A 25473-nucleotide genomic window follows, 5' to 3' on the forward strand; every position below is an offset into this window, starting at 1 on the left:
GACGAGTAAGGAGTCACCGATGGCTATCAGCATGACAGAAGCGGCTGCTCGACACGTGCGGCGCTCCCTCGACGGGCGCGGCAAAGGTGAAGGGATTCGTCTGGGTGTTCGCACCACAGGTTGTTCCGGCCTTGCCTACGTGCTGGAGTTTGTCGACGAGGTGGTTGCAGAGGATCAGGTGTTCGAAAGTCACGGTGAAAAAGTGATTATCGACCCGAAAAGCCTGGCCTACCTGGACGGCACCGAGCTCGATTTCGTCAAGGAAGGGTTGAACGAAGGCTTCAAGTTCAACAATCCCAACGTACGCGGTGAGTGTGGCTGCGGCGAAAGCTTCAACATCTGAGGCTTGTCGTGGGTAGTCCTTGTCATTTCGCTTTATTCGAGCTGCAACCGAGCTTCCGTCTGGATCTCGAGCAGTTGGCCGCGCGCTACCGTGAGTTGGCGCGTGGTGTTCATCCTGACCGCTTTGCCGATGCTTCCGAGCGCGAGCAGCGGTTGGCGCTTGAGCAGTCTGCCGGCCTCAACGAGGCGTATCAGGTGCTCAAGAGCCCACCCCAGCGTGCGCGCTACCTGCTGAAGGTCAGTGGGCATGAAGTGCCGATGGAAGTCACCGTCCAGGATCCCGAGTTTCTTTTGCAGCAGATGCAATGGCGCGAAGAGCTCGAAGACCTCCAGGACAGTGCCGATCTCGACGGCGTCGCAGTTTTCAAGCGTCGCTTGAAAGTGGCCCAGGAAGAACTCAACGAAAGTTTTGCAGCCTGTTGGGATGATGCAGCACAACGTGATCAGGCCGAACGCCTGATGCGGCGCATGCAGTTCCTCGACAAGCTGACCTACGAAGTGCGCCAGTTAGAAGAGCGCCTCGACGATTAACCCAGTGCCGCTCCGGTCGCACGCCTGATATACAGATAAGTCCTGATCACGATGGCCCTACTGCAGATCGCCGAACCCGGCCAAAGTCCTCAACCGCACCAGCGCCGTCTGGCTGTGGGGATCGACTTGGGCACTACCAATTCGCTGGTCGCTGCGTTGCGCAGTGGTCTTTCCGAGCCGCTGGCCGACGCAAACGGGCAGGTCATCCTGCCGTCTGCCGTGCGTTACCACGCCGATCACGTCGAAGTCGGCGAGTCGGCCAAACTGGCTGCCGCCTCCGATCCTTTGAACACTGTGCTGTCGGTCAAGCGCTTGATGGGTCGTGGTTTGTCCGACGTCAAGCAATTGGGCGAGCAACTGCCATACCGCTTTGTCGGCGGCGAATCGCACATGCCGTTCATCGATACCGTGCAGGGCCCGAAAAGCCCGGTCGAAGTCTCCGCCGATATCCTCAAAGTGTTGCGTCAGCGTGCTGAAGCGACCTTGGGTGGCGAACTGGTTGGCGCGGTGATTACCGTTCCGGCGTATTTCGACGATGCTCAGCGCCAGGCCACCAAAGATGCGGCCAAACTGGCCGGTCTGAACGTGCTGCGCCTGCTCAATGAGCCGACCGCTGCTGCTGTGGCTTACGGTCTGGATCAACACGCCGAGGGCCTGGTTGCGATCTATGACCTGGGCGGCGGCACCTTCGATATTTCGATTCTGCGTCTGACTGGCGGTGTGTTTGAAGTTCTGGCCACCGGCGGCGACAGCGCGCTGGGCGGCGATGATTTCGATCACGCGATTGCTGGCTGGATCATCGAGAGCGCGGGCCTGTCCGCCGATCTCGATCCGGGCGCACAACGTAATCTGCTGCAAACCGCTTGCGCGGCCAAAGAAGCCCTGACCGATGCGGCCAGTGTTGAAGTTGCCTACGGCGACTGGAAAGCACAGCTGACCCGCGAAGCCTTCGATGCGCTGATCGAACCGATGGTCGCGCGCAGCCTCAAAGCCTGCCGCCGCGCCGTTCGCGATTCCGGCATTGAGCTGGAAGATGTGCACGCCGTGGTCATGGTCGGTGGTTCGACTCGCGTCCCGCGCGTTCGCGAAGCAGTGGCCGAAGCTTTTGGTCGTGAGCCATTGACCGAAATCGATCCGGATCAAGTGGTGGCCATCGGTGCTGCGATCCAGGCCGACACTCTGGCTGGCAACAAGCGCGATGGCGGCGAGCTGTTGCTGCTCGACGTGATTCCGCTGTCCTTGGGGCTGGAAACCATGGGCGGCCTGATGGAGAAGGTGATTCCGCGCAACACCACCATCCCCGTTGCCCGTGCTCAGGACTTCACCACTTATAAAGACGGCCAGACGGCCATGGCTGTTCACGTCTTGCAGGGCGAGCGTGAGCTGATCAGCGACTGCCGCTCTCTGGCGCGTTTCGAATTGCGCGGCATTCCAGCGATGGTCGCCGGTGCAGCGAAGATTCGCGTGACCTTCCAGGTCGACGCTGACGGTCTGCTCAGCGTTTCCGCCCGCGAACTGGGTTCGGGCGTTGAGGCGAGCATTCAGGTCAAGCCGTCCTACGGTCTGACCGACGGCGAAATCGCCAAGATGCTCAAGGATTCGTTCCAGCACGCCAATGACGACAAGGTCGCTCGCGTTTTGCGTGAACAGCAAGTCGATGCCCAGCGTCTGATCGAGGCCGTGCAGGGTGCTCTGGAGGTGGATGGCGAGCGTTTGCTCGACGCCGAAGAGCGCATGGTCATCGACCTGCAATTGCAGGAACTGGCCGAACTGATGAAAGGTACCGATGGTTACGCCATCGAGCAGCAGACCAAGCGTCTGTCGCAAGTGACCGATGCTTTTGCTGCCCGCCGCATGGATCTGACGGTGAAAGCCGCTCTGTCGGGGCGCAATCTGAATGAAATCGAGGATATCTGATGCCGCAGGTCATTTTTCTGCCCCACGACAAGTTCTGCCCTGAGGGTATGGTGGTCGACGCTGCGCCCGGCACATCGATTCTTGAACTGGCCCACGAACACCACATCGAGATGGAAAGTGCTTGCGGCGGCGTCTGCGCTTGCACCACTTGTCACTGCATCATCCGTGAGGGTTTCGACTCGATGGAAGAGGCTGACGAGCTGGAAGAAGACTTCCTTGATCGTGCCTGGGGCCTGGAAGCGCAATCGCGTCTGGCCTGTCAGGCTATCGTGGGTGAAGAAGACATCACCGTCGAGATTCCGAAATATTCGCTTAACCATGCGGCCGAAGCGCCGCACTGACTGGTAAGACTGTCATGAGCTACGGTTGGAATGATGTTCAACGTATTGCAGAAGAGCTGGCCGAGGCCCATGCCGGTGTCGATCCATATTCTGTAGGTTTCGTACGTCTGCAGCAGATGATCCTGGATCTGCCTGAGTTTGATAGCACTTCTGGCCGAGTCGGTGAGAAGGTGCTGGAAGCGGTTCAGGAGCTTTGGGCCAAAGAATTGGACTGATCGTCTCGCAGGTTAGGCAATACCCAAGAACCCGCGTATAATTCGCGGGTTTAATTTTTCACAAATTACCGTTTCTGGAGTTACACCATGGCTGTTCAACGCACTTTCTCCATCATCAAGCCTGACGCTGTTGCAAAAAACGTCATCGGCGAAATCACCACTCGTTTCGAAAAAGCCGGCCTGCGCGTTGTAGCTTCGAAACTGAAGCAACTGTCCAAAGCTGAAGCTGAAGGCTTCTACGCTGAGCACAGCGCTCGTGGTTTCTTCGGCGACCTGGTTTCCTTCATGATCTCCGGTCCTGTTGTTGTTCAGGTTCTGGAAGGCGAAAACGCTATCGCTCTGAACCGTGAGCTGATGGGCGCTACCAACCCTAAAGAAGCTGCTGCCGGTACCATCCGCGCTGATTTCGCTGATTCCATCGACGCCAACGCTGTTCACGGTTCGGACTCCGAAGCCGCAGCTGCTCGTGAAATCTCGTACTTCTTCGCAGCTACTGAAGTAACCACTCGCTAAGCATTGGCTTAAGAGTGAAGGTGAATCCATGACTACATCGACTGTTAAAACCAACCTGCTGGGTCTGACCCAGCCGGAAATGGAAAAATTCTTCGACTCAATCGGGGAGAAGCGTTTCCGTGCCGGTCAGGTAATGAAATGGATTCACCACTTTGGCGTCGATGATTTCGACGCCATGACGAACGTCAGCAAAGCCTTGCGCGACAAGCTCAAGGTTATTGCCGAGGTCCGTGGTCCCGAAGTTGTCAGCGAGGACATCTCCACCGACGGCACCCGTAAGTGGGTGGTGCGCGTGGCGTCCGGCAGCTGTGTCGAGACCGTGTACATTCCCCAGGGCAAGCGCGGCACTTTGTGCGTTTCGTCCCAGGCAGGCTGTGCCCTGGACTGCAGTTTCTGCTCCACCGGCAAGCAAGGCTTCAATAGCAACCTCACCGCCGCCGAAGTCATCGGTCAGGTGTGGATTGCCAACAAATCTTTCGGCAGCGTCCCGGCCACCGTCGACCGTGCCATCACCAACGTGGTGATGATGGGCATGGGCGAGCCGTTGCTGAACTTTGACAACGTCGTCGCCGCCATGCATCTGATGATGGATGACCTCGGCTACGGGATCTCCAAGCGCCGCGTGACCCTGTCCACGTCGGGTGTGGTGCCGATGATCGATGAGCTGTCCAAGCACATCGACGTATCCCTGGCGTTGTCCCTGCACGCACCGAATGACGCATTGCGTAACCAATTGGTGCCGATCAACAAGAAATATCCGCTTAAGATGCTGCTCGAGTCGTGCCAGCGCTACATGTCGTCCCTGGGCGAGAAGCGCGTGCTGACCATCGAGTACACCTTGCTCAAGGACATCAACGACAAAGTCGAACATGCCGTTGAGATGGTCGAGTTGCTGAAAGACATTCCATGCAAGATCAACCTGATTCCGTTCAACCCGTTCCCGCATTCCGGGTACGAGCGGCCTAGCAACAATGCTATCCGCCGGTTCCAGGATCAACTGCATCAGGCAGGCTTCAACGTCACTGTGCGCACCACCCGTGGTGAAGACATCGACGCGGCTTGTGGTCAATTGGTAGGACAGGTGCTGGATCGCACCCGTCGCAGCGAACGTTACATTGCCGTGCGGGAATTGAACGCCGACGGCGATCTGGCGCAGAACGCCGCGAATACAAACTAAGAGAGGATCTCTATGTCCCTGCGCTTTGCGCTGCTGTTGCTGTTGGCCAGCCTGAGTGCTGGCTGTGTCCTGTCGGGTGACTACAACCCGATGAAGACCAGCAAGGGCCGCGATGAAGCGCGAGCCGCTTATGTGCAGTTGGGGCTGGGGTATTTGCAGCAGGGCATGACTGAACGCGCCAAGGTGCCGTTGAAAAAGGCTCTGGACCTGGACAGCTCCGATCCGGACGCCAATGCTGCGCTCGGACTGGTGTTCCAGGCCGAGATGGAGCCTGCACTGGCTGACGAACACTTCCGCAAGGCCTTGTCTTCACGTCCCGCCGATGCCAGAACCCTCAACAACTACGGCAGTTTTCTCTACGAAGAACAGCGTTACAAGGAAGCCTACGAGCGTTTTGAACAGGCCGCCGCCGATACCCTGTATCCTGAGCGCTCGCGAGTGTTCGAGAATCTCGGCATGACGGCGGCGAAGCTCGGACAGCGTGATCTGGCGCAGCAGCAACTGGAAAAAGCCCTGCGCCTGAATCGTCAACAACCTCGCGCATTGCTGGAAATGGCTGAGTTGTCCTTCGAAGACAGGCATTATGTGCCCGCGCGTGACTATTACGACCGTTTCAGCCTGCTAACCGAACAAAATGCACGTAGTCTATTGCTCGGCGTTCGGCTGGCAAAAGTGTTTGAAGATCGCGACAAGGCCGCCAGTTATGGCCTGCAATTAAAACGACTCTATCCCGGTACGCCGGAATATCAGCAATACCTGTCGGAGCAATGATGAAAGCGGCGCATCCCGAAGTTGTAGCAGCGAATCGCGTTAACCCCGGTGAGACCTTGCGCCAGGCCCGCGAAAGCAATGGCTGGTCGCTGGCCGAAGTGGCCCTCAAGCTCAACCTCACCGTGACTTCCCTGAGCAATCTTGAAGCCGGCGCTTTCGACAAGCTGCCGGGGCACACCTTCGCTCGCGGCTATATTCGCGCCTATGCCAAGTTGCTCGGCATGGACCAGACCGCTCTGGTTCAGCAATTCGACCAGTCCACCGGCACCGATTCCCAGGGCAGCAACGTGCATGCGCTGGGGCGTATCGAAGAGCCGGTGCGGGTTTCCCACACCATTTTGCGCATCGTCAGCCTGCTGTTGCTGATCGCGGTCATCGGCGGCGGTTTCGTCTGGTGGCAGGATCAGACTTCGCAGCGCACCAAAGACCTGACCAGTCTCGCCCCTGAGCACGTCGAAGTCGAAGGCGCCGATGGCACCACGCAGATTCACCCGATTGACGAGCCGGAAGACCAGGCCGTTGCCGAAGGTCAGGCCGAGGGCGCGACTGCCCTGGCACTGCCGCAATCGGAGACCACCGCCGAATCTACCGGCGCCGAGCCTGCCACTGCGGCAACGGCACCGGCAGCACCGGCCGCTCCGGCTGCGGCGCCAACTGCACCGGCTCAAACCCCGGCACCGGTTGTCGCTGCCCCTGCCACGCCGGCACCGAACGTTCCGGCCACTCCTGCTCCGACCGTTACCGCTCCGGTGGTTCCTGCGACGCCAGCGCCAACCGCGCAAGCGTCCGCGCCAGTTGCGGGGCAGGGTCAGGTTTCGGTGCAGTTCGTTGCCGATTGCTGGACCCAGGTTACCGATGCCAGTGGCAAGACTCTGTTCAGTGGCCTGAAGCGTAAGGGCGACAGCCTGTCTGTTGCCGGCAAGCCTCCATTTGCCGTACGCCTGGGCTATGCCCGTGGCGCTCAGGTCAGCTACAACGGCCAAGCGGTCGATGTCGCTCCGTTCACCAGTGGCGAGACTGCTCGCCTGAAGTTGGGTCAATAAGTCATGCACGGCGAATCTCCAATCAAACGTCGCGTTTCGCGCAAGATCTGGGTCGGCAACGTACCGGTGGGCGGCGATGCGCCTATCGCTGTACAGAGCATGACCAACAGCGACACCAATGACGTAGCCGCCACCGTTGCACAAATCAATCGTCTGGAAGCCGCTGGCGTCGACATCGTTCGCGTTTCGGTGCCGGACATGGACGCCGCCGAGGCATTCGGCAAGATCAAGCAATTGGTCAAGGTGCCGCTGGTTGCCGACATTCACTTCGACTACAAGATTGCCTTGCGCGTAGCCGAACTGGGTGTGGACTGCCTGCGTATCAACCCGGGCAACATCGGTCGCGAAGATCGCGTGCGTGCAGTGGTTGATGCTGCGCGTGATCGCGGTATCCCGATCCGCATCGGCGTCAACGCCGGCTCGCTGGAAAAAGACCTGCAAAAGAAATACGGCGAGCCGACCCCGGCGGCGCTGGTCGAGTCCGCTCTGCGTCACGTTGAACACCTCGAACGCCTGAATTTTCAGGACTTCAAGGTCAGCGTGAAGGCTTCCGACGTGTTCATGGCCGTCGAAGCCTACCGCTTGCTGGCGAAAGAAATCGTCCAGCCGCTGCACCTTGGCATCACCGAAGCCGGTGGATTGCGTTCGGGCACAGTGAAATCCGCCGTGGGCCTAGGTATGCTGCTCGCCGAAGGGATTGGCGATACTATTCGCATCTCGCTGGCGGCCGATCCGGTCGAGGAAGTGAAGGTCGGTTACGACATTCTCAAGTCTTTGCATTTGCGTTCCCGTGGCATCAACTTCATCGCCTGCCCGAGCTGCTCGCGGCAGAACTTCGATGTGGTCAAGACCATGAACGAGCTGGAAGGGCGCCTTGAAGACCTGCTGGTGCCGCTGGATGTCGCGGTGATCGGTTGTGTGGTCAACGGCCCCGGCGAAGCCAAGGAAGCCCATATCGGCTTGACCGGCGGCACGCCAAACCTGATTTACATCGACGGCAAGCCGGCGCAGAAACTGACGAATGACAATCTGGTGGATCATCTGGAAAAGCTGATCCGCCAGAAAGCGGCCGAAAAGGTCGAAGCTGACGCAGCGGTTATCGCGCGCGGCTGAGCCTACAGAGCCGAACGAATTTAAGGATTTAAAGTGAGCAAGTCATTGCAAGCCATTCGTGGCATGAACGACATCCTGCCCGAACAGACCCCGCTGTGGCGTTATTTCGAGGGCACTGTTGCGCGTCTGTTGGATAACTACGGTTACAAGCAGATCCGCATGCCGATCGTCGAATTCACCGAGCTGTTCAAACGCTCGATCGGTGAAGTGACCGACATCGTCGAAAAAGAGATGTACACCTTCGAAGACCGCAACGGCGACTCCCTGACCCTGCGTCCGGAAGGCACCGCGGCGTGTGTGCGTGCAGTGCTTGAGCACGGCATCACTGGCGGTGGTCAGGTGCAGAAACTCTGGTACATCGGCCCGATGTTCCGCCACGAGCGTCCGCAGAAAGGCCGTTATCGCCAGTTCCACCAGATCGGTCTGGAGGTGTTCAACCTCGACGGTCCGGACATCGACGCCGAGCTGATCACCATGACCTGGCGCCTGTGGGGCGAGCTGGGCATCCGTGATGCGGTCAAGCTCGAACTCAACAGCCTCGGCACCAGCGAGTCCCGTGGTCGCTACCGTGAAGCGCTGGTCGAGTATCTCTCGGCGCATCACGACAAACTTGACGAAGACAGTCAGCGTCGCCTGAAAACCAACCCGCTGCGCGTGCTCGACACCAAAAATGCCGACACCCAGGCCGTGCTGGTTGATGCGCCGAAGATGGCGGACTACCTGGACGACGAGTCCCGTGCACACTTTGAAGGCTTGAAGGCCCGTCTGGATGCCGTCGGCATTCCGTACGTGCTCAACCCGAAGCTGGTTCGCGGCCTCGATTACTACAGCAAAACCGTTTTCGAATGGGTCACCGACAAGCTCGGTGCCCAGGGCACTGTTTGCGCGGGCGGTCGTTATGACGGTCTGGTCGAGCAAATGGGTGGCAAGCCGACCACCGGCGTTGGTTTCGCCATGGGCATTGAACGTCTGGTGCTGATGCTCGAGACCCTCGAGCAGATCCCGGAAGAAATTTCCCGTCAGGTCGACGTCTACCTCTGCGCCTTCGGTGAAGAAGCCGAGCTGGCCGGTCTGGCTCTGGCCGAGCGTGTACGTGATCAGCTTCCAAACCTGCGTCTGCAAGTCAATGCCGGCGCTGGCAGCTTCAAAAGCCAGTTCAAGAAGGCCGACAAGAGCGGTGCGCTGTACGCACTGATCCTCGGTGACGACGAAATGGCCCAGCAAGTGGTAGGTTTCAAACCCCTGCGTGGCCAGGGCGAACAACAAAGCATTGCCTGGGATGCGCTTGCCGCTCACCTGGCCACCTGCGTCGTGCAGGGTTGAAGCTGTCTTAACAGCCGAATTAGCGATTAAGGAGTATTGGGGTGTCGAGTACCGAAGACGAACAGTTGGCGGATTTGAAAGACTGGTGGACACGCAACGGCAAACCTCTGGTCACCGGCGGCCTGTTGGCGCTGGTCATCGTGTTCGGCTGGCAGGCTTATCACAAATATCAGGGCAACCAGTCGCAAGGCGCCTCGGTGCTCTATCAGCAACTGCTGGAAACCACGCTGACGCCTGACGGCAAGCCTGATGCTGCCCGCGTTGCGGATCTGGCCGGCAAGCTCAAGAGCGAATTCGGCGGCACTGCCTATGCGCAGTACGGCAGCCTGTTCGTGGCCAAAGTTGCAGTCGACAGCGGCAAGCTGGACGACGCCGCGACCGAGCTCAAAACCATCGTCGACAAACCGGCCAATCCGGCGCTGGGCGAAATCGCCCGTCAGCGTCTGGCGCAGGTGCTGGGCGCGCAGGACAAGGCGGATGACGCTCTGAAACTGCTCGACGGCGACGCCGACAAGGCGTTCCTGGCCACTCGCGAAGAACTCAAGGGCGACCTGCTGGTGAAGCTGGGCCGTACCGACGACGCGAACAAGGCGTATCAAAAAGCCAAGGCGGCACTGTCGGATGAAGCGGCGGTCGGTGGCCTTCAAATCAAGCTCGACGACCTGGCCAAAGGGGATGCGTGACGTGATCCGTTGGAAGCATGCAGCATTGCTGGCTCTGGCCATTTTGGCCGCGGGTTGCAGCAGCAACAGCAAAAAAGAATTGCCACCGGCCGAGCTGACCGACTTCAAAGAAGAAGTCGTTCTGCAAAAGCAGTGGAGTCGTTCGATCGGTGACGGTCAGGGCGAAACCTACAACATGCTGGTACCGGCGATCGACGGCGACACCATCTACGCGGCCGATGTGACCGGCGTGGTAATGGCCATGGATCGCAGCAACGGCGACGTGAAGTGGGATCAGGATCTTGAACTGCCTGTCTCCGGCGCCGTTGGCGTGGGTTACGGTCTGGTTCTGATTGGTACGCTGCGTGGCGAAGTCGTCGCTCTGGACACCATCAACGGTGAAGAGAAGTGGCGTGCTCGCGTCAACAGTGAAGTCCTCGCGCCGCCGGCCAACAACGGCGACGTGGTAGTGGTGCAGACTCAGGACGATCGTTTGATCGGTCTGGATGCTTCCACCGGTACTCAGCGCTGGGTGTATGACAGCACTCCTGCCGTGCTTACCCTGCGTGGCACCAGCGCACCGCTTGTGACCAACCGCCTCGCGGTGGCTGGTCTGTCGACCGGTAAAGTAGTCGCCCTGGATATTTCCAATGGCGTGCCGGTGTGGGAACAACGCATCGCCATTCCACAGGGTCGTTCGGAACTGGAGCGCGTGGTCGACATCGACGGCGGTCTGCTGCTGTCCGGCGGCACGCTGTACGTTGCCAGCTATCAGGGTCGCGTTGCGGCACTGGATCTGGAAAGCGGTCGTCAACTGTGGCAGCGCGATGCGTCGAGCTACGCCGGTATTGCTCAAGGTTTCGGCAGCGTTTACGTGAGCCTGTCTTCGGGCACCGTTGAAGGCGTCGACGAGCGTTCTACCACGGCTTTGTGGAGCAACGATTCGCTGGCTCGCCGCCAACTGTCGGCTCCGGAAGTGTTCTCCAGCTATGTTGCAGTAGGTGACCTGGAAGGTTATCTGCACCTGCTGAGTCAGGTTGACGGTCGTTTCGTCGGCCGTGAGCGCATCGACAGCGACGGCCTGCGTGCCCGTCCGCTGGTGGTGGGTGACACGATTTATGTGTATGGCAACAGCGGCAAACTGGAAGCCCTGACCATCAAGTAACAACTATGCTTGGGGATAACACCCCAGGCAGCTTCACTTGTGGGAGTGAACCTGTTCACCCCCGCAGTGTTGCCCCGAGCACCAGCCGCTGCCTCGCAGCGGCTTTTGTATTTTCTGAAATAACGAAGTGGAGAGCCGCATGGTTCCCGTAATCGCCCTGGTGGGCCGACCGAACGTCGGCAAGTCCACCTTGTTCAACCGCCTGACCAGGACTCGCGACGCCATCGTCGGCGACTTGTCCGGTCTGACCCGTGATCGCCAGTACGGTGAGGCCAAGTGGCAAGGGCGTTCCTACATTCTGGTCGACACCGGTGGTATCTCCGGTGACGAGCACGGTATGGACGAAAAAATGGCCGAGCAGTCGCTGCTGGCCATTGAAGAAGCGGATGTTGTGTTGTTCCTGGTAGATGCCAAGGCCGGTTTCACCGCCGCCGACCAGATGATCGCCGAACACCTGCGCAAACGTAACAAGTGTTCCTACGTGGTTGCCAACAAGGTCGACAACATCGACCCGGAAATGGCCCGCGCTGAATTTGCTCCGTTGGGCATGGGCCACGCGATTCCTATCGCCGGTGCTCACGGTCGCGGCATCACCCAGATGCTGGAAATCGCCCTGGGTGAATTCCCGAGAGACGAAGAAGAGCCGGAAGACGGCGAAGAAGAAGTCGTTGCCGAAGGCGAGGAAGCCAAGCGCATTCCTGGCCCGAGCGAAAAAGACGGCATCAAGATCGCCATCATTGGTCGTCCGAACGTTGGCAAGTCGACTCTGGTCAACCGCATGCTCGGTGAAGACCGGGTAATCGTTTATGACCAGCCTGGCACCACCCGCGACAGTATCTACATCCCGTTCGAACGGAATGAAGAGAAGTACACGCTGATCGACACCGCTGGTGTGCGCAAGCGCGGCAAGATTCACGAAGAAGTCGAAAAATTCTCCGTGGTCAAAACGCTGCAGGCGATCAAAGACGCCAACGTGGTGATCTTCGTGATGGACGCCCGCGAAGGTGTGGTCGATCACGACCTCAACCTGCTGGGCTTCGCCATCGAGTCGGGTCGTGCGCTGGTGATCGCGATCAACAAGTGGGACGGCATGACGCCGAGCGAGCGCGACTTCGTGAAGGTCGAACTTCAGCGTCGTCTGTTCTTCGTTGACTACGCCGACATCCACTTTATTTCGGCACTGCACGGCACTGGCGTGGGCAACCTCTACGCTTCCGTACAGAACTCGTTCAAGTCCGCGGTCACCCGCTGGCCGACCAACCGTCTGACCCAGATTCTGGAAGACGCGGTTGGCGAGCACGCGCCACCGATGGTCAACAACCGCCGGATCAAGCTGCGTTACGCCCACTTGGGTGGTGCGAACCCGCCGATCATCGTGATCCACGGTAACCAGATCGAGAAAGTGCCGAAGTCGTACGTGCGCTATCTGGAGAACACTTACCGCCGTGTGCTGAAGCTGGTCGGTACGCCGATCCGCATCGAGTTCAAGGGCGGCGAGAACCCGTACGAAGGCAACAAAAACACGCTGACCGACCGCCAGGTCAACAGGAAGCGTCGGATGATGTCGCACAGCAAGAAAGCCGACAAGAAACGCCGCGACAAGAAGTGATCCGAGGCCCTGCACAGTTTTGTGTGGGGCTTTTGTGGTGAGGGGATTTATCCCCGATGGGCTGCGCAGCAGCCCCAAAACCTGCGCCCGCGGTGTATCAGTCAAACCGCATTCAACAGATTTGCGACTGCTTTGCAGCCGATCGGGGATAAATCCCCTCGCCACAGGTATCGCGGTGTTTTACAAAGAAGAGGGTGCCATCTGGCGCCCTTTTTTTATGGGCGTCGGATGGGCTATCCTCGGGCTCTCCCGCGCCGTCGTCAGAGCCGGGTGTTGAGCAGGGAACCCCCGATGATCACCAGTAAGCTGCCGAATGTCGGCATCACGATTTTCACGCAGATGTCTCAGCTCGCGGCGCAGACTGGCGCTATCAACCTGTCCCAGGGTTTTCCTGATTTCGACGGCCCGCAGTCCCTGCGTGATGCAGTCGGTCGGCATATTGCCGGTGGCCATAACCAGTATTCGCCAATGACCGGCCTGCCTGCACTGCGTGAGCAGATCGCGGCGAAGATCGCCCGCAGCTATGGCGTGAAGGTGGATGCCGAAAATGAAGTCACCGTGACGCCCGGCGCCACCCAGGCGATCTTCTGTGCGATTCAGGCAGTTATCCACAGCGGCGACGAAGTCATCGTGTTTGACCCGTGCTATGACAGCTACGACCCCGCAACGCAATTGGCTGGTGGTCGCTGCGTGCATGTGCAGCTGAGCCCTGACGATTTCTCCATCGATTTTGACAAGCTTGCCGCCGCCCTGAGCCCACGCACGCGCATGATCGTCCTCAACACCCCACACAACCCGAGCGGAGCGCTGATCAGCCGCGCCGAACTGGATCAATTGGCGGTGCTGATCCGCGATCGCGACATCTATCTGATCAGCGATGAAGTCTACGAACACCTGGTGTTTGACGGTCTGCCGCATGTCAGCGTGCTGGCTCATGAAGAGCTGTATCAGCGCGCCTTCGTCATCAGCTCGTTCGGCAAGACGTACCACGTTACTGGCTGGAAAACCGGTTACGTCGTCGCGCCGCCAGCCCTGACGGCTGAACTGCGTAAAGTGCACCAGTACGTCAGTTTCTGTGGCGTCACGCCGCTGCAATACGCCTTGGCCGATTACATGGCCGAGCACCCGGAGCATGTCGAAGAGCTGCCAGCGTTCTATCAGGCCAAGCGCGATCTGTTCTGTGATTTGCTGGCACCGTCGCGATTCACCTTTAATCGGGTTGCCGGCACCTATTTCCAGCTGGTCGATTACTCGCAAATCCGCCCTGACCTCAACGACGTCGAGATGGCCCTGTGGATGACCCGCGAACACGGCGTGGCGAGTATTCCGATCTCGGTGTTTTACCAGAGCCCACCTGAAGGCCAGCGCCTCGTGCGGCTGTGCTTTGCCAAACGCGAGGAGACGCTGCGCGAAGCGGCGGCAAAACTATGCGTGATTTGAGTGCATTACCCGATCTCAACCTGGCGCTGATCCAGACCAGCCTCGCGTGGCACGATCGCCAGGCCAACTTCGAGCATTTCGAGGTGTTGCTGGAGCAGGCGCGCGGGGCGGATCTGATCATCCTGCCGGAGATGTTCACCACTGGCTTCTCCATGGAGTCGGAAACCCTCGCCGAAGCCGAGAATGGTCCGACCAGCAAATGGCTGCGGCTTCAGGCTGCAAAGCTCAATGCGGTGGTCACCGGCAGCGTGATCATCCAGGCGGCTGACGGCAGCCATCGCAATCGCCTGTTGTGGGCACGGCCGGACGGTGAAGTGCTGCATTACGACAAGCGTCACTTGTTTCGCATGGCCGGCGAACACAATCACTACACGCCGGGTGAGCGGCAGGTGCAGTTTGAACTCAAGGGTTGGCGAATTCGTCCGCTGATTTGCTACGACTTGCGCTTCCCGGTGTGGAGTCGCGACGCGCAGGACACCGATCTGCTGCTGTACACCGCCAACTGGCCGGGTGCGCGGCGGCTGCACTGGAATCGGTTGTTGCCGGCGCGCGCCATCGAAAACCTCTGTTACGTGGCAGCGGTGAATCGCGTTGGCACCGACGGCAAAGGCTTTGCCTACACCGGCGACAGCCAAGTGCTGGATTTTCAGGGCGAGTCTTTGCTGGCGGCGGGGGAGGCGGACGGGGTGTTCAAGGCTGTGCTGGAAGCGGCGCCACTGGCGGCATATCGCGAGCGTTTTCCGGCGAATCTGGATGCCGACACCTTCGAATTCACCTGAAAAAGAAAAAGATCGCAGCCTTCGGCAGCTCCTACATCGGGACGGCGTTCATCCTGTAGGAGCTGCCGAAGGCTGCGATCTTTTGATCTTCAACAAAAAGGCCCCGAAGTTCACACTCCGGGGCCTTTTGCATGTCAGCGAAGGCTTAAGCCGCTTTCGCTTCCGGCTGGCTCAACGAGCGATTCAGCGCGCTGAACAGTGCCTTGAAGCTGGCAGTGGTGATGTTTTCATCGATACCCACGCCGTGCACCGCTCGTTCGCCGTTCACGCGCAGCTCGATGTAAGCCGCTGCCTTGGCGTTGGTGCCCGCGCCAATCGCGTGTTCGTTGTAGTCCATGATCTCCACCGGAATCGGCAAGCCGGCCACCAGTGCTTCCAGCGCACCGTTGCCCTTGCCGCGCCAGTGCAGGTTGGTTTCGCCCTGACCCTTGCTCGCGACTTCAACTTCGACGGCGCTGTTGCCGTTTTCTTCTTGCAGGCGATGGCTGACCAGTGCGTAAGGGGTGTTGGCTTGCAGGTATTCGCTGATCAACAGCGAGTGAATCTGCTTGGCTGTCATCTCCAGGCCCAGGCGATCGGTTTCACGCTGCACGACCTGGCTGAACTCGATCTGCATGCGACGCGGCAGGCTGATGCCGTATTCCTGCTCCAGCAAGTAGGCGATGCCGCCCTTGCCCGATTGGCTGTTGACGCGAATCACCGCCTCATAGCTGCGGCCAATGTCGGCCGGGTCGATCGGCAAGTACGGCACTTCCCACAGGGCATCCGGTTTCTGCTGGGAGAAGCCTTTGCGGATGGCGTCCTGGTGGGAACCGGAGAATGCGGTGTGGACCAGATCGCCAACGTACGGGTGACGTGGGTGAACCTGAATCTGGTTGCACTCTTCAACGACTTTGCGCACGCCGTCGATGTCGGAGAAATCCAGCTGAGGGTCCAGGCCCTGGGTGTACATGTTCAGTGCGACGGTAACGAGGTCGACGTTGCCGGTACGCTCGCCATTGCCGAACAGGCAGCCTTCGACGCGGTCGGCGCCAGCCATCAGACCCAGCTCGGTGGCGGCCACGCCAGTGCCACGGTCGTTGTGGGTGTGCAGGCTGATGATCACGCTGTCACGACGGTTGATGTTGCGACCGAACCATTCGATCTGATCGGCATAGATGTTCGGTGTTGCGCACTCAACAGTGGCCGGCAAGTTGAGGATCATCTTGTGCTCAGGCGACGGGTTCCACACCTCGATCACTGCATCACAGACTTCCTTGGCAAACTCCAGCTCGGTGGCGCTGAAGGTTTCCGGCGAGTATTCGAAAGTCCACTCGGTGTCCGGCTGCATGGCGGCGTATTTGACGAACAGCTTGGCCGCGTTCACCGCGATGGCCTTGATGCCGTCCTTGTCCTGGTTGAAGACGATGCGACGGAAAGAAGGCGAAGTGGCGTTGTACAAATGGACGATGGCTTTCTTCGCACCGCGCAGGGATTCGAATGTGCGCTCGATCAGGTCTTCACGGCCCTGGGTCAGCACCTGAATGGTGGTGTCGTCCGGGATGTGGCCTTCTTCGATCAGGGTACGCACGAAGTCGAAGTCGGTTTGCGAAGCGGCCGGGAACGACGCTTCGATTTCCTTCACGCCGACCTGCACCAGGGTCTTCCAGAAGCGCAGCTTTTTCGCCGCATCCATCGGTTCGATCAGCGACTGGTTGCCGTCACGCAGGTCGGAACTGCACCAGATCGGCGCGGTGTCGATGGTTTTCGACGGCCAGGTACGATCCGGCAAGTTGATGACGGGGAAAGCGCGGTATTTCGAGGACGGATCTTTGAGCATGCTCATCGGGAATTCCTTATTGTCTGGGCCGAAAAGAGGCGGCCTGCCGGTACAACGAATATGTTGGGAAAAGCGTGGGACGAGGCGCCGCGATTCAGCCTGGCAGTCGTGCGCTGACGAGGCACAGGCTGCGGTGCTGGCGAAGCTGAATAAGGGTGTGAGAGGTTTTCATGCCTTCAACCCTAACCGCGAGGGGAGAGGTTGGCAAGCAGTCGAAAAAAATTGAGAGGAATACTCGAAAAGACGGCTTTTGCGCGATTTTATTGCTTGTAAGTTGCCGGATCGTTTTGATGTTTGCGCGAGGTTTGGTTGGGGCGCAATTGAGGGTGATGTGTTATTCCAGAATATTTCGGTGACAGTGAGTCCGTCATCGCGGGCAAGCCACGCTCCCACAGAGATTGGTGGTGTACACAACATTCATGTTCACCTCGAACCCTGTGGGAGCGGGCTTGCCCGCGATGAGGCCGGTAGCCTCACCACATAACTCAGGGCTGAAACGCACCAATAAAAATCGCCGGATCCACCCGCGCATCATTCAGGCTGATGTTCCAGTGCATATGCGGCCCGGTCGCCCTGCCAGTAGAACCGACCTTGCCCACAACTGCCCCACGAGCCAGCTGATCGCCAACCTTCACATCGATTTTCGACATATGGCAGAACATGCTGATAAAGCCCTGGCCATGATCGACAAACACCGTATTGCCGTTGAAAAAGTAATTACCGGTCAGGATCACTTTGCCCCCCGCCGGGGTCTTGATCGGCGTGCCGGCCGGGACTGCGAAGTCGAGGCCAGCATGAGGATTGCGTTCTTCACCGTTGAAGAATCGGCGCACGCCGAACTTGCTCGACAGCGGCCCGTTGACCGGTTTATCCAGCAGCAGATTGCTTGGTGTGTTCGGACTGAAGCTGCGGTAAGCCTTGATCTGCTCGGCCAGTTCGCCCTCGATGCGCTTGAGGTTGGCCGGGTTCGGATTGACCTGCTGGGTGTTCTTCAGGGTGATGCGCTGTTCCGGGTATTTCTTGTTACCAACGGTGAACGGCAGAGTACGTCCGCCGCTACTGATCTGCTGCGCGCCAGGCTTGACCGTCAACGGCACACCGACAATCGCCAGCCAGTTGTTCTGTTCTTTCACTACCAATACGGGTTTGCCCTGGTACGTGGCTTTCGGCGCCTGAGCGCCAGCGCCCAGATCAACCACGGCCACACCGCCCGGCACCGGTTTGTTCAGCAGCCGGGTGATGTAACTGTCGGCGTGGGCATTGAAGGTCAGGCACAGCAAAAACAATGGAGCCAGAAAACGCGGCATGGATCAGTCCAGTAAAGAAAGGGTGACGGGCGTCAGGTGATTGTCCTCGACGCGCACTTGCAGTTCGCCTTCGCCGAGTTTGGCTTTCAGGCGCTGGCCGGTGTGGGTCTGCGCGGCATTGCGAATCGCGTTGCCGCGTTCGTCGAGCAAAATGCTGTAACCACGGCCGAGGGTCGCCAGCGGGCTGACCACATGCAGCGTCTGCATCTGACTTTGCAATTGCAGTCGACGGTTTTTCAGACCTTCGCGCATGGCCCGGGGCAGCCGTTCGGCGAGGCTGTCGAGGCGCTGGCGCAACATCGCCAGTTGGCGTCCCGGATGTTGTCCGGCGAGGCGGGTTTCCAGACGGATCAGACGTTCGCGGCGGGTATTGAGCTGGCGCTCGAAAGCCCGGCGCATGCGCATATCCAGATCATCCAGGCGCTGAGCCTGCTGGCGCAGACGCTCGCCGGGATGACGCAAACGACGAGCCATGCCTTCCAGGCGCAAGCGATCGCGCATCAAGCGGTCACGCATACGCATCACCAAACGACGATGCAGGCTTTCGACCTGACGGATCAGATGACTGGAGTCGGGGGCGAGCAACTCGGCGGCAGCGGAAGGTGTTGGTGCGCGCACGTCGGCGACAAAGTCGCTGATCGACACATCGGTTTCATGGCCGACGGCGCTGACGATTGGCGTCACACAGGCATCGACCGCACGCGCCACGGCTTCTTCGTTGAAGCACCAGAGGTCTTCGAGCGAGCCGCCACCACGGGCAAGGATCAGCGCATCGAAGCCGCGCGCGTCCGCCAGTTTCAAGGCGCGGACGATTTGCGCGGTGGCTTCGCGGCCCTGTACGGCGGTGGGGATCAAGGTCAACTGCACCTGCGGCGCACGGCGGCGGAACACGCTGATGATGTCGCGGATCACCGCACCGGTTGGCGAGCTGATGATGCCGATGCGCTGCGGATGCGCCGGCAGCGGCACTTTGCGTTCGGCACTGAACAGGCCTTCGGCGCTGAGCTTTTCCTTCAGCGCGTCGAAGGCCAGGCGCAACGCACCGTCACCGGCCGGTTCCACGGTGTCGAGTATCAATTGATAGTCGCCACGGCCCTCGAACAGCGAGACCTTGCCACGCACCTTGACCGCCAAGCCATCCTTCAGCGCCTGACGCACTCGAGCAGCGTTCTGCCGGAACAGTGCGCAGCGCACCTGAGCGCCGCTGTCCTTGAGGGTGAAATAGATGTGGCCGGACGCCGGACGGGCGAGGTTGGAGATTTCGCCCTCGACCCAGATGTTGCTGAACACGTCTTCAAGCAACACCCGCGCGCGGCCGTTGAGCTGGCTGACGGTCAGGACTTCACGGTCCAGGCCAAGTCTTGCAAAGGGATCTTTAATCATGGGGCGCAGTTTAAAGGCATTCCCCCAATCAATGCACGATCCCTGTAGGAGCTGCCGAAGGCTGCGATCTTTTGATTTTAAAAGCAGGATCAAAAGATCGCAGCCTGCGGCAGCTCCTACAGGGATTTGAGTAAGTCGGGATTAGGGGAGGGTTTGGGGATTTGTGAAAGTCTGGATGAACTGGTGAATCAGCGGTGTGGGATTCTGGCGGTAGGCGAGGGCGACGGTGCTTTGGCAATCGGGATCGGCCAGCGGCAAAAATCGTACACCGGTGGGGGCGATGTCCTGCATAGACTCCGGAAGCAGGGCGATACCGAATCCTGCCTGAATCAACTGCAACTGCGTGGTTTTGCGCGACATCACCCGCGCAGGTTGTGGGAAGAAACCCTGGCGCATGCACAGATCGGCGCATAAATAGCTCAGACCGCCGCGTTGCGGATGCGGGATCGAAATGAACGCTTCGTCCTTTAGTTGTGCCAGTTCCACAACATTGCAGGCTGCCAATCGATGATCTGCCGGCACGGCCAGCAACAATTTTTCAGTAAACAGCGGCACCGCCTGAATGCCTTCACGCTGACGCAGAACCGGCAGGCGTAACAGACCAATATCGAGCCTTCCCTCAGCGAGCTCTTCAAGCTGCGCTTCGGAGGACAGCTTGCCAATGTCCAGAGAAACGCCGGGTTGCTGATCGAGGTACGCACTGATGTCGCGCAGCAGTCGTCCACTGATTGGCACAGTGCTGGAATGACTTAAACGCAACGTGCCGAGTTGACCCTTGCCGACTTCGGTGGCCATGGCGCTGGCCTTGTTCAGCTCGGTGAGCAGATTGCGCGCTCGCGGCAAAAACGCTTCGCCCGCAGCGGTGAGGCGCGGCTGCCGTGCGGTGCGTTCGAACAGTGGGGTTTGCAGGCGGTTTTCCATGTCCTTGATCTGCCGGCTCAGGGCTGATTGCGCGACAAACAAACGTTCAGCCGCCGCGCTGAAGCTGCCGCATTCGGTGATTTCTACGAAGTAACGCAGTTGACGGGTGGAAAGCACGAGTCATGCCTTTTCGAGATGAGTAGTGGGCTTTGAAGATATTAGTCGCAACACACTGCAATGGCTAAAGTCATCACAGGCTTAAAAAGGAAGCAGGTCGATGAGCGTGGCTGGATTGTTGAGTGAGTGGTCGTGGGGGCTGCAAGGCTGGGTGGTCATCGGGCTGAGTATTGTGCTGGCCTATATCGTGTTCGGCATCGCCGGATTCGGGACGGCACTGGTGGCGGGGCCGATTCTGATTCTGTTCATGCCGCTGTCGAAGATCTTGCCGTTGCTGGTCCTGCTGGATTTTGTTGCAGCGTTTGGCAATCTGCTGCCGTCGCGCCGGGATGTGGCAAAAACCGAGTTGCTGCGGCTGCTGCCGTGCATGGCGGTGGGCTGTACGCTGGGGGTGATATTTCTGCTCAACCTCAAATCGGATCTGTTGTTGCTGTTGATGGGGCTGTTTATCACGGCCTATGCCGTTTACAGCTTGTGGGTCAGAACGCGGCCCACGCAGTTGTCCGCCGCGTGGGCGCTGCCGATGGGCACGGTGGGTGGATTGTTCGGGGCGCTGTTTGGCAGTGGCGGCTTTCTATATGCGATCTATCTCAATAGTCGTCTGCCGAAAGAGGCCGCGCGGGCGACGCAAAGTGCACTCATCAGTTGCAGCACGGTGGTGCGTTTGAGCCTGTTCGCCATCGCAGGTGTGTATGCCGAGCTACCCTTGTTGATGCTGGCGCTGTGTTTGTTGCCGGCCATGGCATTGGGCTTGTGGGCTGGTCGGCGGTTGACGATGCGGTTGTCCCGCGAGGCGTTTGTGCGACTGGTGATGTGGCTGGTGCTGGCGAGCGGGATTGCGTTGATCGTGCGCTACTTCAGCACTTGACCGGATTTCGTCAGGGATTAAGCTGCCGGCCGCACTGACGCCATCGCGGGCAAGCCCGCTCCCACAGTAATTTGAGTCGATCACAATGTTTGTATTCGCCTCAGACCCTGTGGGAGCGGGCTTGCCCGCGATGACGGCAGAGTGAGCACCGCAGAACTTCCATTTGACGTCGCAGGCTGCACCCATGAATTCGCAAAGCATCATCGTCCCGAAAATCTCCACCCTGCCGGTGCACGAGCCCCGGGCGCGGGCGATTGTGCGCTGGCTGGTGCGCAAGAATATCGTCAAGGAAGAGCTGAGCACCTGCGGGCGCACCGGCAACCGCATGGCCTACGCGATCGCTGATGGCGCCCGCGCGGTGGTGCTGCACCCCGAGGCGCTGCCATTCGGCGAGCCGGTCAATGGCCTGGAAATCGTCACCAAGCGTTGCATCTTCACCCCGGCCAAGGGCTTCCTCGAAGAAGCCGGGTGCGCCGAATGTCGCCGGGAAATCGGCGAGGCGCTGTTCGAAAGCCTCGAAGAATGGATGCCGGGGCGCACCGATAACTTCACCTGCCCGGAATGCGGGCATGAAGACGACATCAACGGCTTTCTGTTCTTGCAGGAATGCGCGTTCTCCAACCTTGGGTTCATCTTCAACAACTGGCTGGAGGCGGGCTTCAAACAGAGCTTTATCGACGAATTTGCCGATTGGCTCGATCAACCTGTGAGCTGGGTAAAAGTCGAACTCTGAGGCACACCTGCGCCCATGTAGGAGCTGCCGAAGGCTGCGATCTTTTGACGTTGTTCCTCAAAAGCAAAATCAAAAGATCGCAGCCTTCGGCAACTCCTACAAAGAGCAGGGTTTTCCGTATATCAATTAGGCTGAGTTTTACATTGAACAGCAGGGGGTGTCTGACTATAATGGCGCGCTTCCATTTTCCCGCTCGGGAGCCCCCGCGATGCTGCGTATCAGCCAAGAAGCTCTGACCTTCGACGACATTCTTTTAGTGCCTGGTTATTCCGAGGTGCTACCTAACGAAGTCAGTCTCAAGACCCGTCTTACCCGTGGCATCGAACTGAACATTCCTCTGGTTTCTGCCGCCATGGACACCGTTACTGAAGCCCGTCTGGCAATTGCCATGGCTCAGGAAGGTGGCATCGGCATTATCCACAAGAACATGACCATCGAGCAGCAAGCTGCCGAAGTGCGCAAGGTCAAGAAGTTCGAAGCCGGTGTGGTCAAGGATCCGATTACCATCGAGGCTGACGCCACGGTACGTGATCTGTTCGAACTGACCCGCATGCACAATATTTCCGGCGTTCCGGTGCTGCACGATGGCGACCTGGTCGGCATCGTCACCTCCCGCGACGTGCGTTTCGAAAGCCGTCTGGAAGCGACTGTCCGTGAAGTGATGACGCCCAAAGAGCGTCTGGTCACGATCAAGGAAGGCGCCAGCAAGGACGAAGCACGCGAACTGCTGCACAAGCACCGCATCGAGCGCGTGCTGATCGTCGACGACAAATTCGCCCTCAAAGGCATGATGACCGTCAACGACATCGAAAAAGCCAAAGCCTACCCGCTGGCCAGCAAGGACGACCAAGGTCGTCTGCGCGTGGGTGCTGCGGTCGGTACCGGTAAAGACACAGGTGACCGCGTCGCGGCTCTGGTCAATGCCGGCGTAGACGTGGTGGTGGTCGACACCGCTCACGGTCACTCCAAAGGCGTGATCGACCGCGTTCGCTGGGTCAAACAGAACTTCCCTGACGTGCAGGTGATCGGCGGCAACATCGCCACCGGCGCTGCCGCCAAGGCCCTGGCCGAAGCTGGCGCCGATGCGGTCAAGGTCGGTATCGGCCCTGGCTCGATCTGCACTACCCGCATCGTCGCCGGTGTCGGCGTTCCGCAAATCAGTGCCATCGCCAACGTCGCCGCTGCCCTTGAAGGCACAGGCGTGCCGTTGATCGCCGACGGCGGCATCCGTTTCTCCGGTGACCTGTCCAAGGCCATCGTTGCCGGTGCTTCCTGCGTGATGATGGGCTCGATGTTCGCCGGTACTGAAGAAGCACCGGGCGAGATCGAACTGTTCCAGGGCCGTTCGTACAAGGCTTATCGCGGCATGGGTTCGCTGGGCGCCATGTCCCAGGCTCAAGGTTCCTCCGACCGTTACTTCCAGGACTCCTCGGCAGGCGCCGAGAAACTCGTTCCGGAAGGCATCGAAGGCCGTGTGCCGTACAAAGGCACCCTGAGCGCGATCATTCACCAGTTGATGGGCGGTCTGCGTTCCTCGATGGGTTACACCGGCAGCGCCGACATCGAAGAAATGCGCACCAAGCCTGAGTTCGTGCGGATCACCGGCGCCGGCATGGCCGAATCCCACGTCCACGACGTGCAGATCACCAAAGAAGCGCCAAACTACCGCGTAGGTTGAGCCTTCAAGCAAATCGTTAAGCAACCGGGGCTGTGTTATTCAGCCCCGAGTTGTTTCTGAATCACGACTGTTTCTGAATTACTTAGACGAGACTGAATCATGGCCCTCGACATTCACGCTCACCGCATCCTGATCCTCGACTTCGGTTCGCAATACACCCAGCTGATCGCCCGCCGCGTGCGCGAGATCGGCGTGTACTGCGAACTGCACCCGTTCGACATGGACGAAGATGCGATCCGCGAATTCGCACCTAAAGGCGTCATCCTCGCCGGCGGCCCAGAGTCCGTGCACGAAGCCAACAGCCCGCGCTGCCCGCAAGCCGTGTTTGACCTGGGCGTACCGGTCTTCGGTATCTGCTACGGCATGCAGACCATGGCCGAGCAACTGGGCGGCAAGGTTGAAGGTTCCGAGCTGCGTGAGTTCGGTTACGCCCGCGTTGACGTGGTCGGCAAGAGCCGTCTGCTCGACGGCATCGAAGACCACATCGACGCCGACGGCCTGTTCGGCCTCGACGTGTGGATGAGCCACGGTGACAAGGTCACCAAGATGCCGGAAGACTTCCACATCCTGGCCAGCACCCCAAGCTGCCCGATCGCCGGCATGTTCAACGACGACCGTGGCTACTACGGCGTGCAGTTCCACCCGGAAGTGACCCACACCAAACAGGGCGGCCGCATCCTGTCGCGCTTCATTCTCGACATCTGTGGCTGCGAAGCCCTGTGGACACCGTCGAAGATCGCTGAAGACGCCATTGCCAACATCCGCGCACAGGTCGGTACCGACAACGTGTTGCTGGGTCTGTCCGGCGGCGTTGACTCCTCGGTGGTTGCCGCGCTGCTGCACAAAGCCATCGGCGACCAGCTGACCTGCGTCTTCGTCGACAACGGTCTGCTGCGTCTGCACGAAGGCGAGCAAGTGATGGCCATGTTCGCCGAGAACATGGGCGTCAAGGTGATCCGCGCCAACGCTGAAGAGCAGTTCCTGAACAATCTGGCCGGCGAAGCCGACCCAGAGAAGAAGCGCAAGATCATCGGTCGCACCTTCATCGACGTCTTTGATGCCCAGTCGAACAAACTGGACAACATCAAGTACCTCGCTCAGGGCACCATCTACCCGGACGTGATCGAGTCGGCTGGCGCCAAAAGCGGCAAGGCTCACGTGATCAAGTCGCACCACAACGTGGGCGGCCTGCCGGAAGAGATGAACCTGAAACTGGTCGAGCCACTGCGCGAGCTGTTCAAGGACGAAGTCCGTCGTCTGGGCCTGGAACTGGGCCTGCCGTACGACATGGTTTACCGTCACCCGTTCCCGGGCCCGGGCCTTGGCGTGCGCATCCTCGGTGAAGTGAAAAAGGAATACGCCGACCTGCTGCGTCGTGCCGACCACATCTTCATCGAAGAACTGCGCAAGGCCGACTGGTACCACAAAGTCAGCCAGGCGTTCGTAGTGTTCCAGCCAGTGAAATCGGTTGGCGTTGTAGGCGATGGCCGTCGTTACGCCTGGGTCGTTGCCCTGCGTGCCGTGGAAACCATCGACTTCATGACCGCACGTTGGGCGCACCTGCCTTACGAACTGCTGGAAACTGTCAGCGGCCGCATCATCAATGAAATCGAAGGCATTTCGCGCGTTACTTACGACGTGTCGAGCAAGCCGCCGGCGACCATTGAGTGGGAATGATCCCGCTGCGCTTCACTGCCCGCATTGAG

The 25473-nt window shown here is 59.4% G+C and carries 24 protein-coding genes; 20 read left to right on the top strand and 4 right to left on the bottom strand.

From position 1 onward, the window contains the following. The first annotated feature begins 19 nt into the window (after window positions 1-19). The 16 genes from iscA to ICA16_RS06040 all read left to right on the top strand — a co-directional run bounded on the left by iscA (window position 20) and on the right by ICA16_RS06040 (window position 14941). Window positions 20-343, top strand: a complete 324-nt coding sequence (gene iscA / locus ICA16_RS05965; protein WP_003227904.1) for an iron-sulfur cluster assembly protein IscA — start codon at window positions 20-22, stop codon at window positions 341-343. Window positions 344-351: 8 nt separating this feature from the next. Then, window positions 352-873, top strand: coding sequence for a co-chaperone HscB (gene hscB / locus ICA16_RS05970; protein WP_210554980.1), 522 nt, complete (start codon window positions 352-354; stop codon window positions 871-873). Between the two features lie 51 nt (window positions 874-924). After that, on the top strand, window positions 925-2790 hold the full coding sequence (gene hscA / locus ICA16_RS05975; RefSeq protein ID WP_210554981.1) for a Fe-S protein assembly chaperone HscA: 1866 nt from the start codon (window positions 925-927) through the stop codon (window positions 2788-2790). Further along, complete coding sequence (gene fdx, locus ICA16_RS05980; RefSeq protein WP_150592713.1) at window positions 2790-3131, top strand: ISC system 2Fe-2S type ferredoxin; 342 nt, start codon at window positions 2790-2792, stop codon at window positions 3129-3131. Before hscA ends, fdx begins: the two co-directional genes overlap by 1 nt. A 14-nt stretch (window positions 3132-3145) precedes the next feature. Then, on the top strand, window positions 3146-3346 hold the full coding sequence (iscX, locus tag ICA16_RS05985; RefSeq protein WP_150604298.1) for a Fe-S cluster assembly protein IscX: 201 nt from the start codon (window positions 3146-3148) through the stop codon (window positions 3344-3346). 87 nt (window positions 3347-3433) lie between these two features. Then, window positions 3434-3859, top strand: coding sequence for a nucleoside-diphosphate kinase (gene ndk, locus ICA16_RS05990; protein ID WP_042560926.1), 426 nt, complete (start codon window positions 3434-3436; stop codon window positions 3857-3859). Between the two features lie 28 nt (window positions 3860-3887). After that, window positions 3888-5036, top strand: coding sequence for a dual-specificity RNA methyltransferase RlmN (rlmN, locus tag ICA16_RS05995; protein WP_042560925.1), 1149 nt, complete (start codon window positions 3888-3890; stop codon window positions 5034-5036). A gap of 12 nt (window positions 5037-5048) precedes the next feature. After that, the gene (gene pilW / locus ICA16_RS06000) at window positions 5049-5807 is read left to right on the top strand and encodes a type IV pilus biogenesis/stability protein PilW (RefSeq protein WP_150604297.1); all 759 of its coding nucleotides are present in this window, start codon (window positions 5049-5051) and stop codon (window positions 5805-5807) included. Continuing rightward, on the top strand, window positions 5807-6850 hold the full coding sequence (locus tag ICA16_RS06005; protein ID WP_210700216.1) for a RodZ domain-containing protein: 1044 nt from the start codon (window positions 5807-5809) through the stop codon (window positions 6848-6850). Before pilW ends, ICA16_RS06005 begins: the two co-directional genes overlap by 1 nt. A 3-nt stretch (window positions 6851-6853) precedes the next feature. Beyond that, window positions 6854-7963 (top strand): flavodoxin-dependent (E)-4-hydroxy-3-methylbut-2-enyl-diphosphate synthase, encoded by a 1110-nt coding sequence (gene ispG / locus ICA16_RS06010; protein ID WP_150592716.1) that lies wholly within the window; start codon window positions 6854-6856, stop codon window positions 7961-7963. A 33-nt stretch (window positions 7964-7996) separates the two neighbouring features. Continuing rightward, window positions 7997-9286: a histidine--tRNA ligase gene (hisS, locus tag ICA16_RS06015; protein ID WP_016984369.1), complete on the top strand. Its 1290-nt coding sequence runs from the start codon at window positions 7997-7999 to the stop codon at window positions 9284-9286. Window positions 9287-9327: 41 nt separating this feature from the next. After that, entirely contained in the window at window positions 9328-9969 is a 642-nt protein-coding gene (locus tag ICA16_RS06020) for a YfgM family protein (RefSeq protein WP_150601800.1), read from the top strand. Next, a complete protein-coding gene (gene bamB / locus ICA16_RS06025) occupies window positions 9962-11113 on the top strand; it encodes an outer membrane protein assembly factor BamB (protein ID WP_042560919.1) in 1152 nt (383 codons plus the stop codon). The genes ICA16_RS06020 and bamB overlap by 8 nt, the downstream gene beginning before the upstream one ends. A 139-nt stretch (window positions 11114-11252) precedes the next feature. After that, complete coding sequence (gene der / locus ICA16_RS06030; RefSeq protein ID WP_042560918.1) at window positions 11253-12722, top strand: ribosome biogenesis GTPase Der; 1470 nt, start codon at window positions 11253-11255, stop codon at window positions 12720-12722. Between the two features lie 291 nt (window positions 12723-13013). After that, the gene (locus tag ICA16_RS06035; RefSeq protein ID WP_210700217.1) at window positions 13014-14162 is read left to right on the top strand and encodes a pyridoxal phosphate-dependent aminotransferase; all 1149 of its coding nucleotides are present in this window, start codon (window positions 13014-13016) and stop codon (window positions 14160-14162) included. Continuing rightward, the gene (locus ICA16_RS06040; RefSeq protein WP_150616276.1) at window positions 14150-14941 is read left to right on the top strand and encodes an amidohydrolase; all 792 of its coding nucleotides are present in this window, start codon (window positions 14150-14152) and stop codon (window positions 14939-14941) included. The genes ICA16_RS06035 and ICA16_RS06040 overlap by 13 nt, the downstream gene beginning before the upstream one ends. A gap of 145 nt (window positions 14942-15086) precedes the next feature. Here ICA16_RS06040 and leuA read toward each other — a convergent pair whose 3' ends face one another. The 4 genes from leuA to ICA16_RS06060 all read right to left on the bottom strand — a co-directional run bounded on the left by leuA (window position 15087) and on the right by ICA16_RS06060 (window position 20488). Continuing rightward, a complete protein-coding gene (gene leuA, locus ICA16_RS06045) occupies window positions 15087-16766 on the bottom strand; it encodes a 2-isopropylmalate synthase (protein WP_150601797.1) in 1680 nt (559 codons plus the stop codon). Between the two features lie 479 nt (window positions 16767-17245). Further along, window positions 17246-18067 carry a M23 family metallopeptidase gene (locus tag ICA16_RS06050; RefSeq protein ID WP_150601796.1) on the bottom strand — a complete coding sequence of 274 codons (822 nt, stop codon included), beginning with the start codon at window positions 18065-18067 and terminating at the stop codon, window positions 17246-17248. A gap of 3 nt (window positions 18068-18070) precedes the next feature. Continuing rightward, window positions 18071-19450, bottom strand: a complete 1380-nt coding sequence (gene xseA / locus ICA16_RS06055; RefSeq protein WP_047302997.1) for an exodeoxyribonuclease VII large subunit — start codon at window positions 19448-19450, stop codon at window positions 18071-18073. Between the two features lie 141 nt (window positions 19451-19591). Beyond that, window positions 19592-20488 (bottom strand): LysR family transcriptional regulator, encoded by an 897-nt coding sequence (locus ICA16_RS06060; RefSeq protein ID WP_210700218.1) that lies wholly within the window; start codon window positions 20486-20488, stop codon window positions 19592-19594. A 100-nt stretch (window positions 20489-20588) separates the two neighbouring features. Here ICA16_RS06060 and ICA16_RS06065 point away from each other — a divergent pair, with 100 nt between their 5' ends. The 4 genes from ICA16_RS06065 to guaA all read left to right on the top strand — a co-directional run bounded on the left by ICA16_RS06065 (window position 20589) and on the right by guaA (window position 25444). Beyond that, a complete protein-coding gene (locus tag ICA16_RS06065) occupies window positions 20589-21356 on the top strand; it encodes a sulfite exporter TauE/SafE family protein (protein ID WP_210700219.1) in 768 nt (255 codons plus the stop codon). Window positions 21357-21540: 184 nt separating this feature from the next. Continuing rightward, window positions 21541-22089: a sugar ABC transporter ATPase gene (locus ICA16_RS06070; RefSeq protein ID WP_210700220.1), complete on the top strand. Its 549-nt coding sequence runs from the start codon at window positions 21541-21543 to the stop codon at window positions 22087-22089. Between the two features lie 208 nt (window positions 22090-22297). Further along, window positions 22298-23767 carry an IMP dehydrogenase gene (gene guaB / locus ICA16_RS06075; protein WP_115147749.1) on the top strand — a complete coding sequence of 490 codons (1470 nt, stop codon included), beginning with the start codon at window positions 22298-22300 and terminating at the stop codon, window positions 23765-23767. A gap of 99 nt (window positions 23768-23866) precedes the next feature. Continuing rightward, window positions 23867-25444, top strand: a complete 1578-nt coding sequence (guaA, locus tag ICA16_RS06080; protein WP_042560909.1) for a glutamine-hydrolyzing GMP synthase — start codon at window positions 23867-23869, stop codon at window positions 25442-25444. Window positions 25445-25473 lie beyond the last annotated feature (29 nt).

The organism is Pseudomonas anatoliensis (assembly GCF_017976235.1).
GTDB classification, from domain to species: domain Bacteria; phylum Pseudomonadota; class Gammaproteobacteria; order Pseudomonadales; family Pseudomonadaceae; genus Aquipseudomonas; species Aquipseudomonas anatoliensis.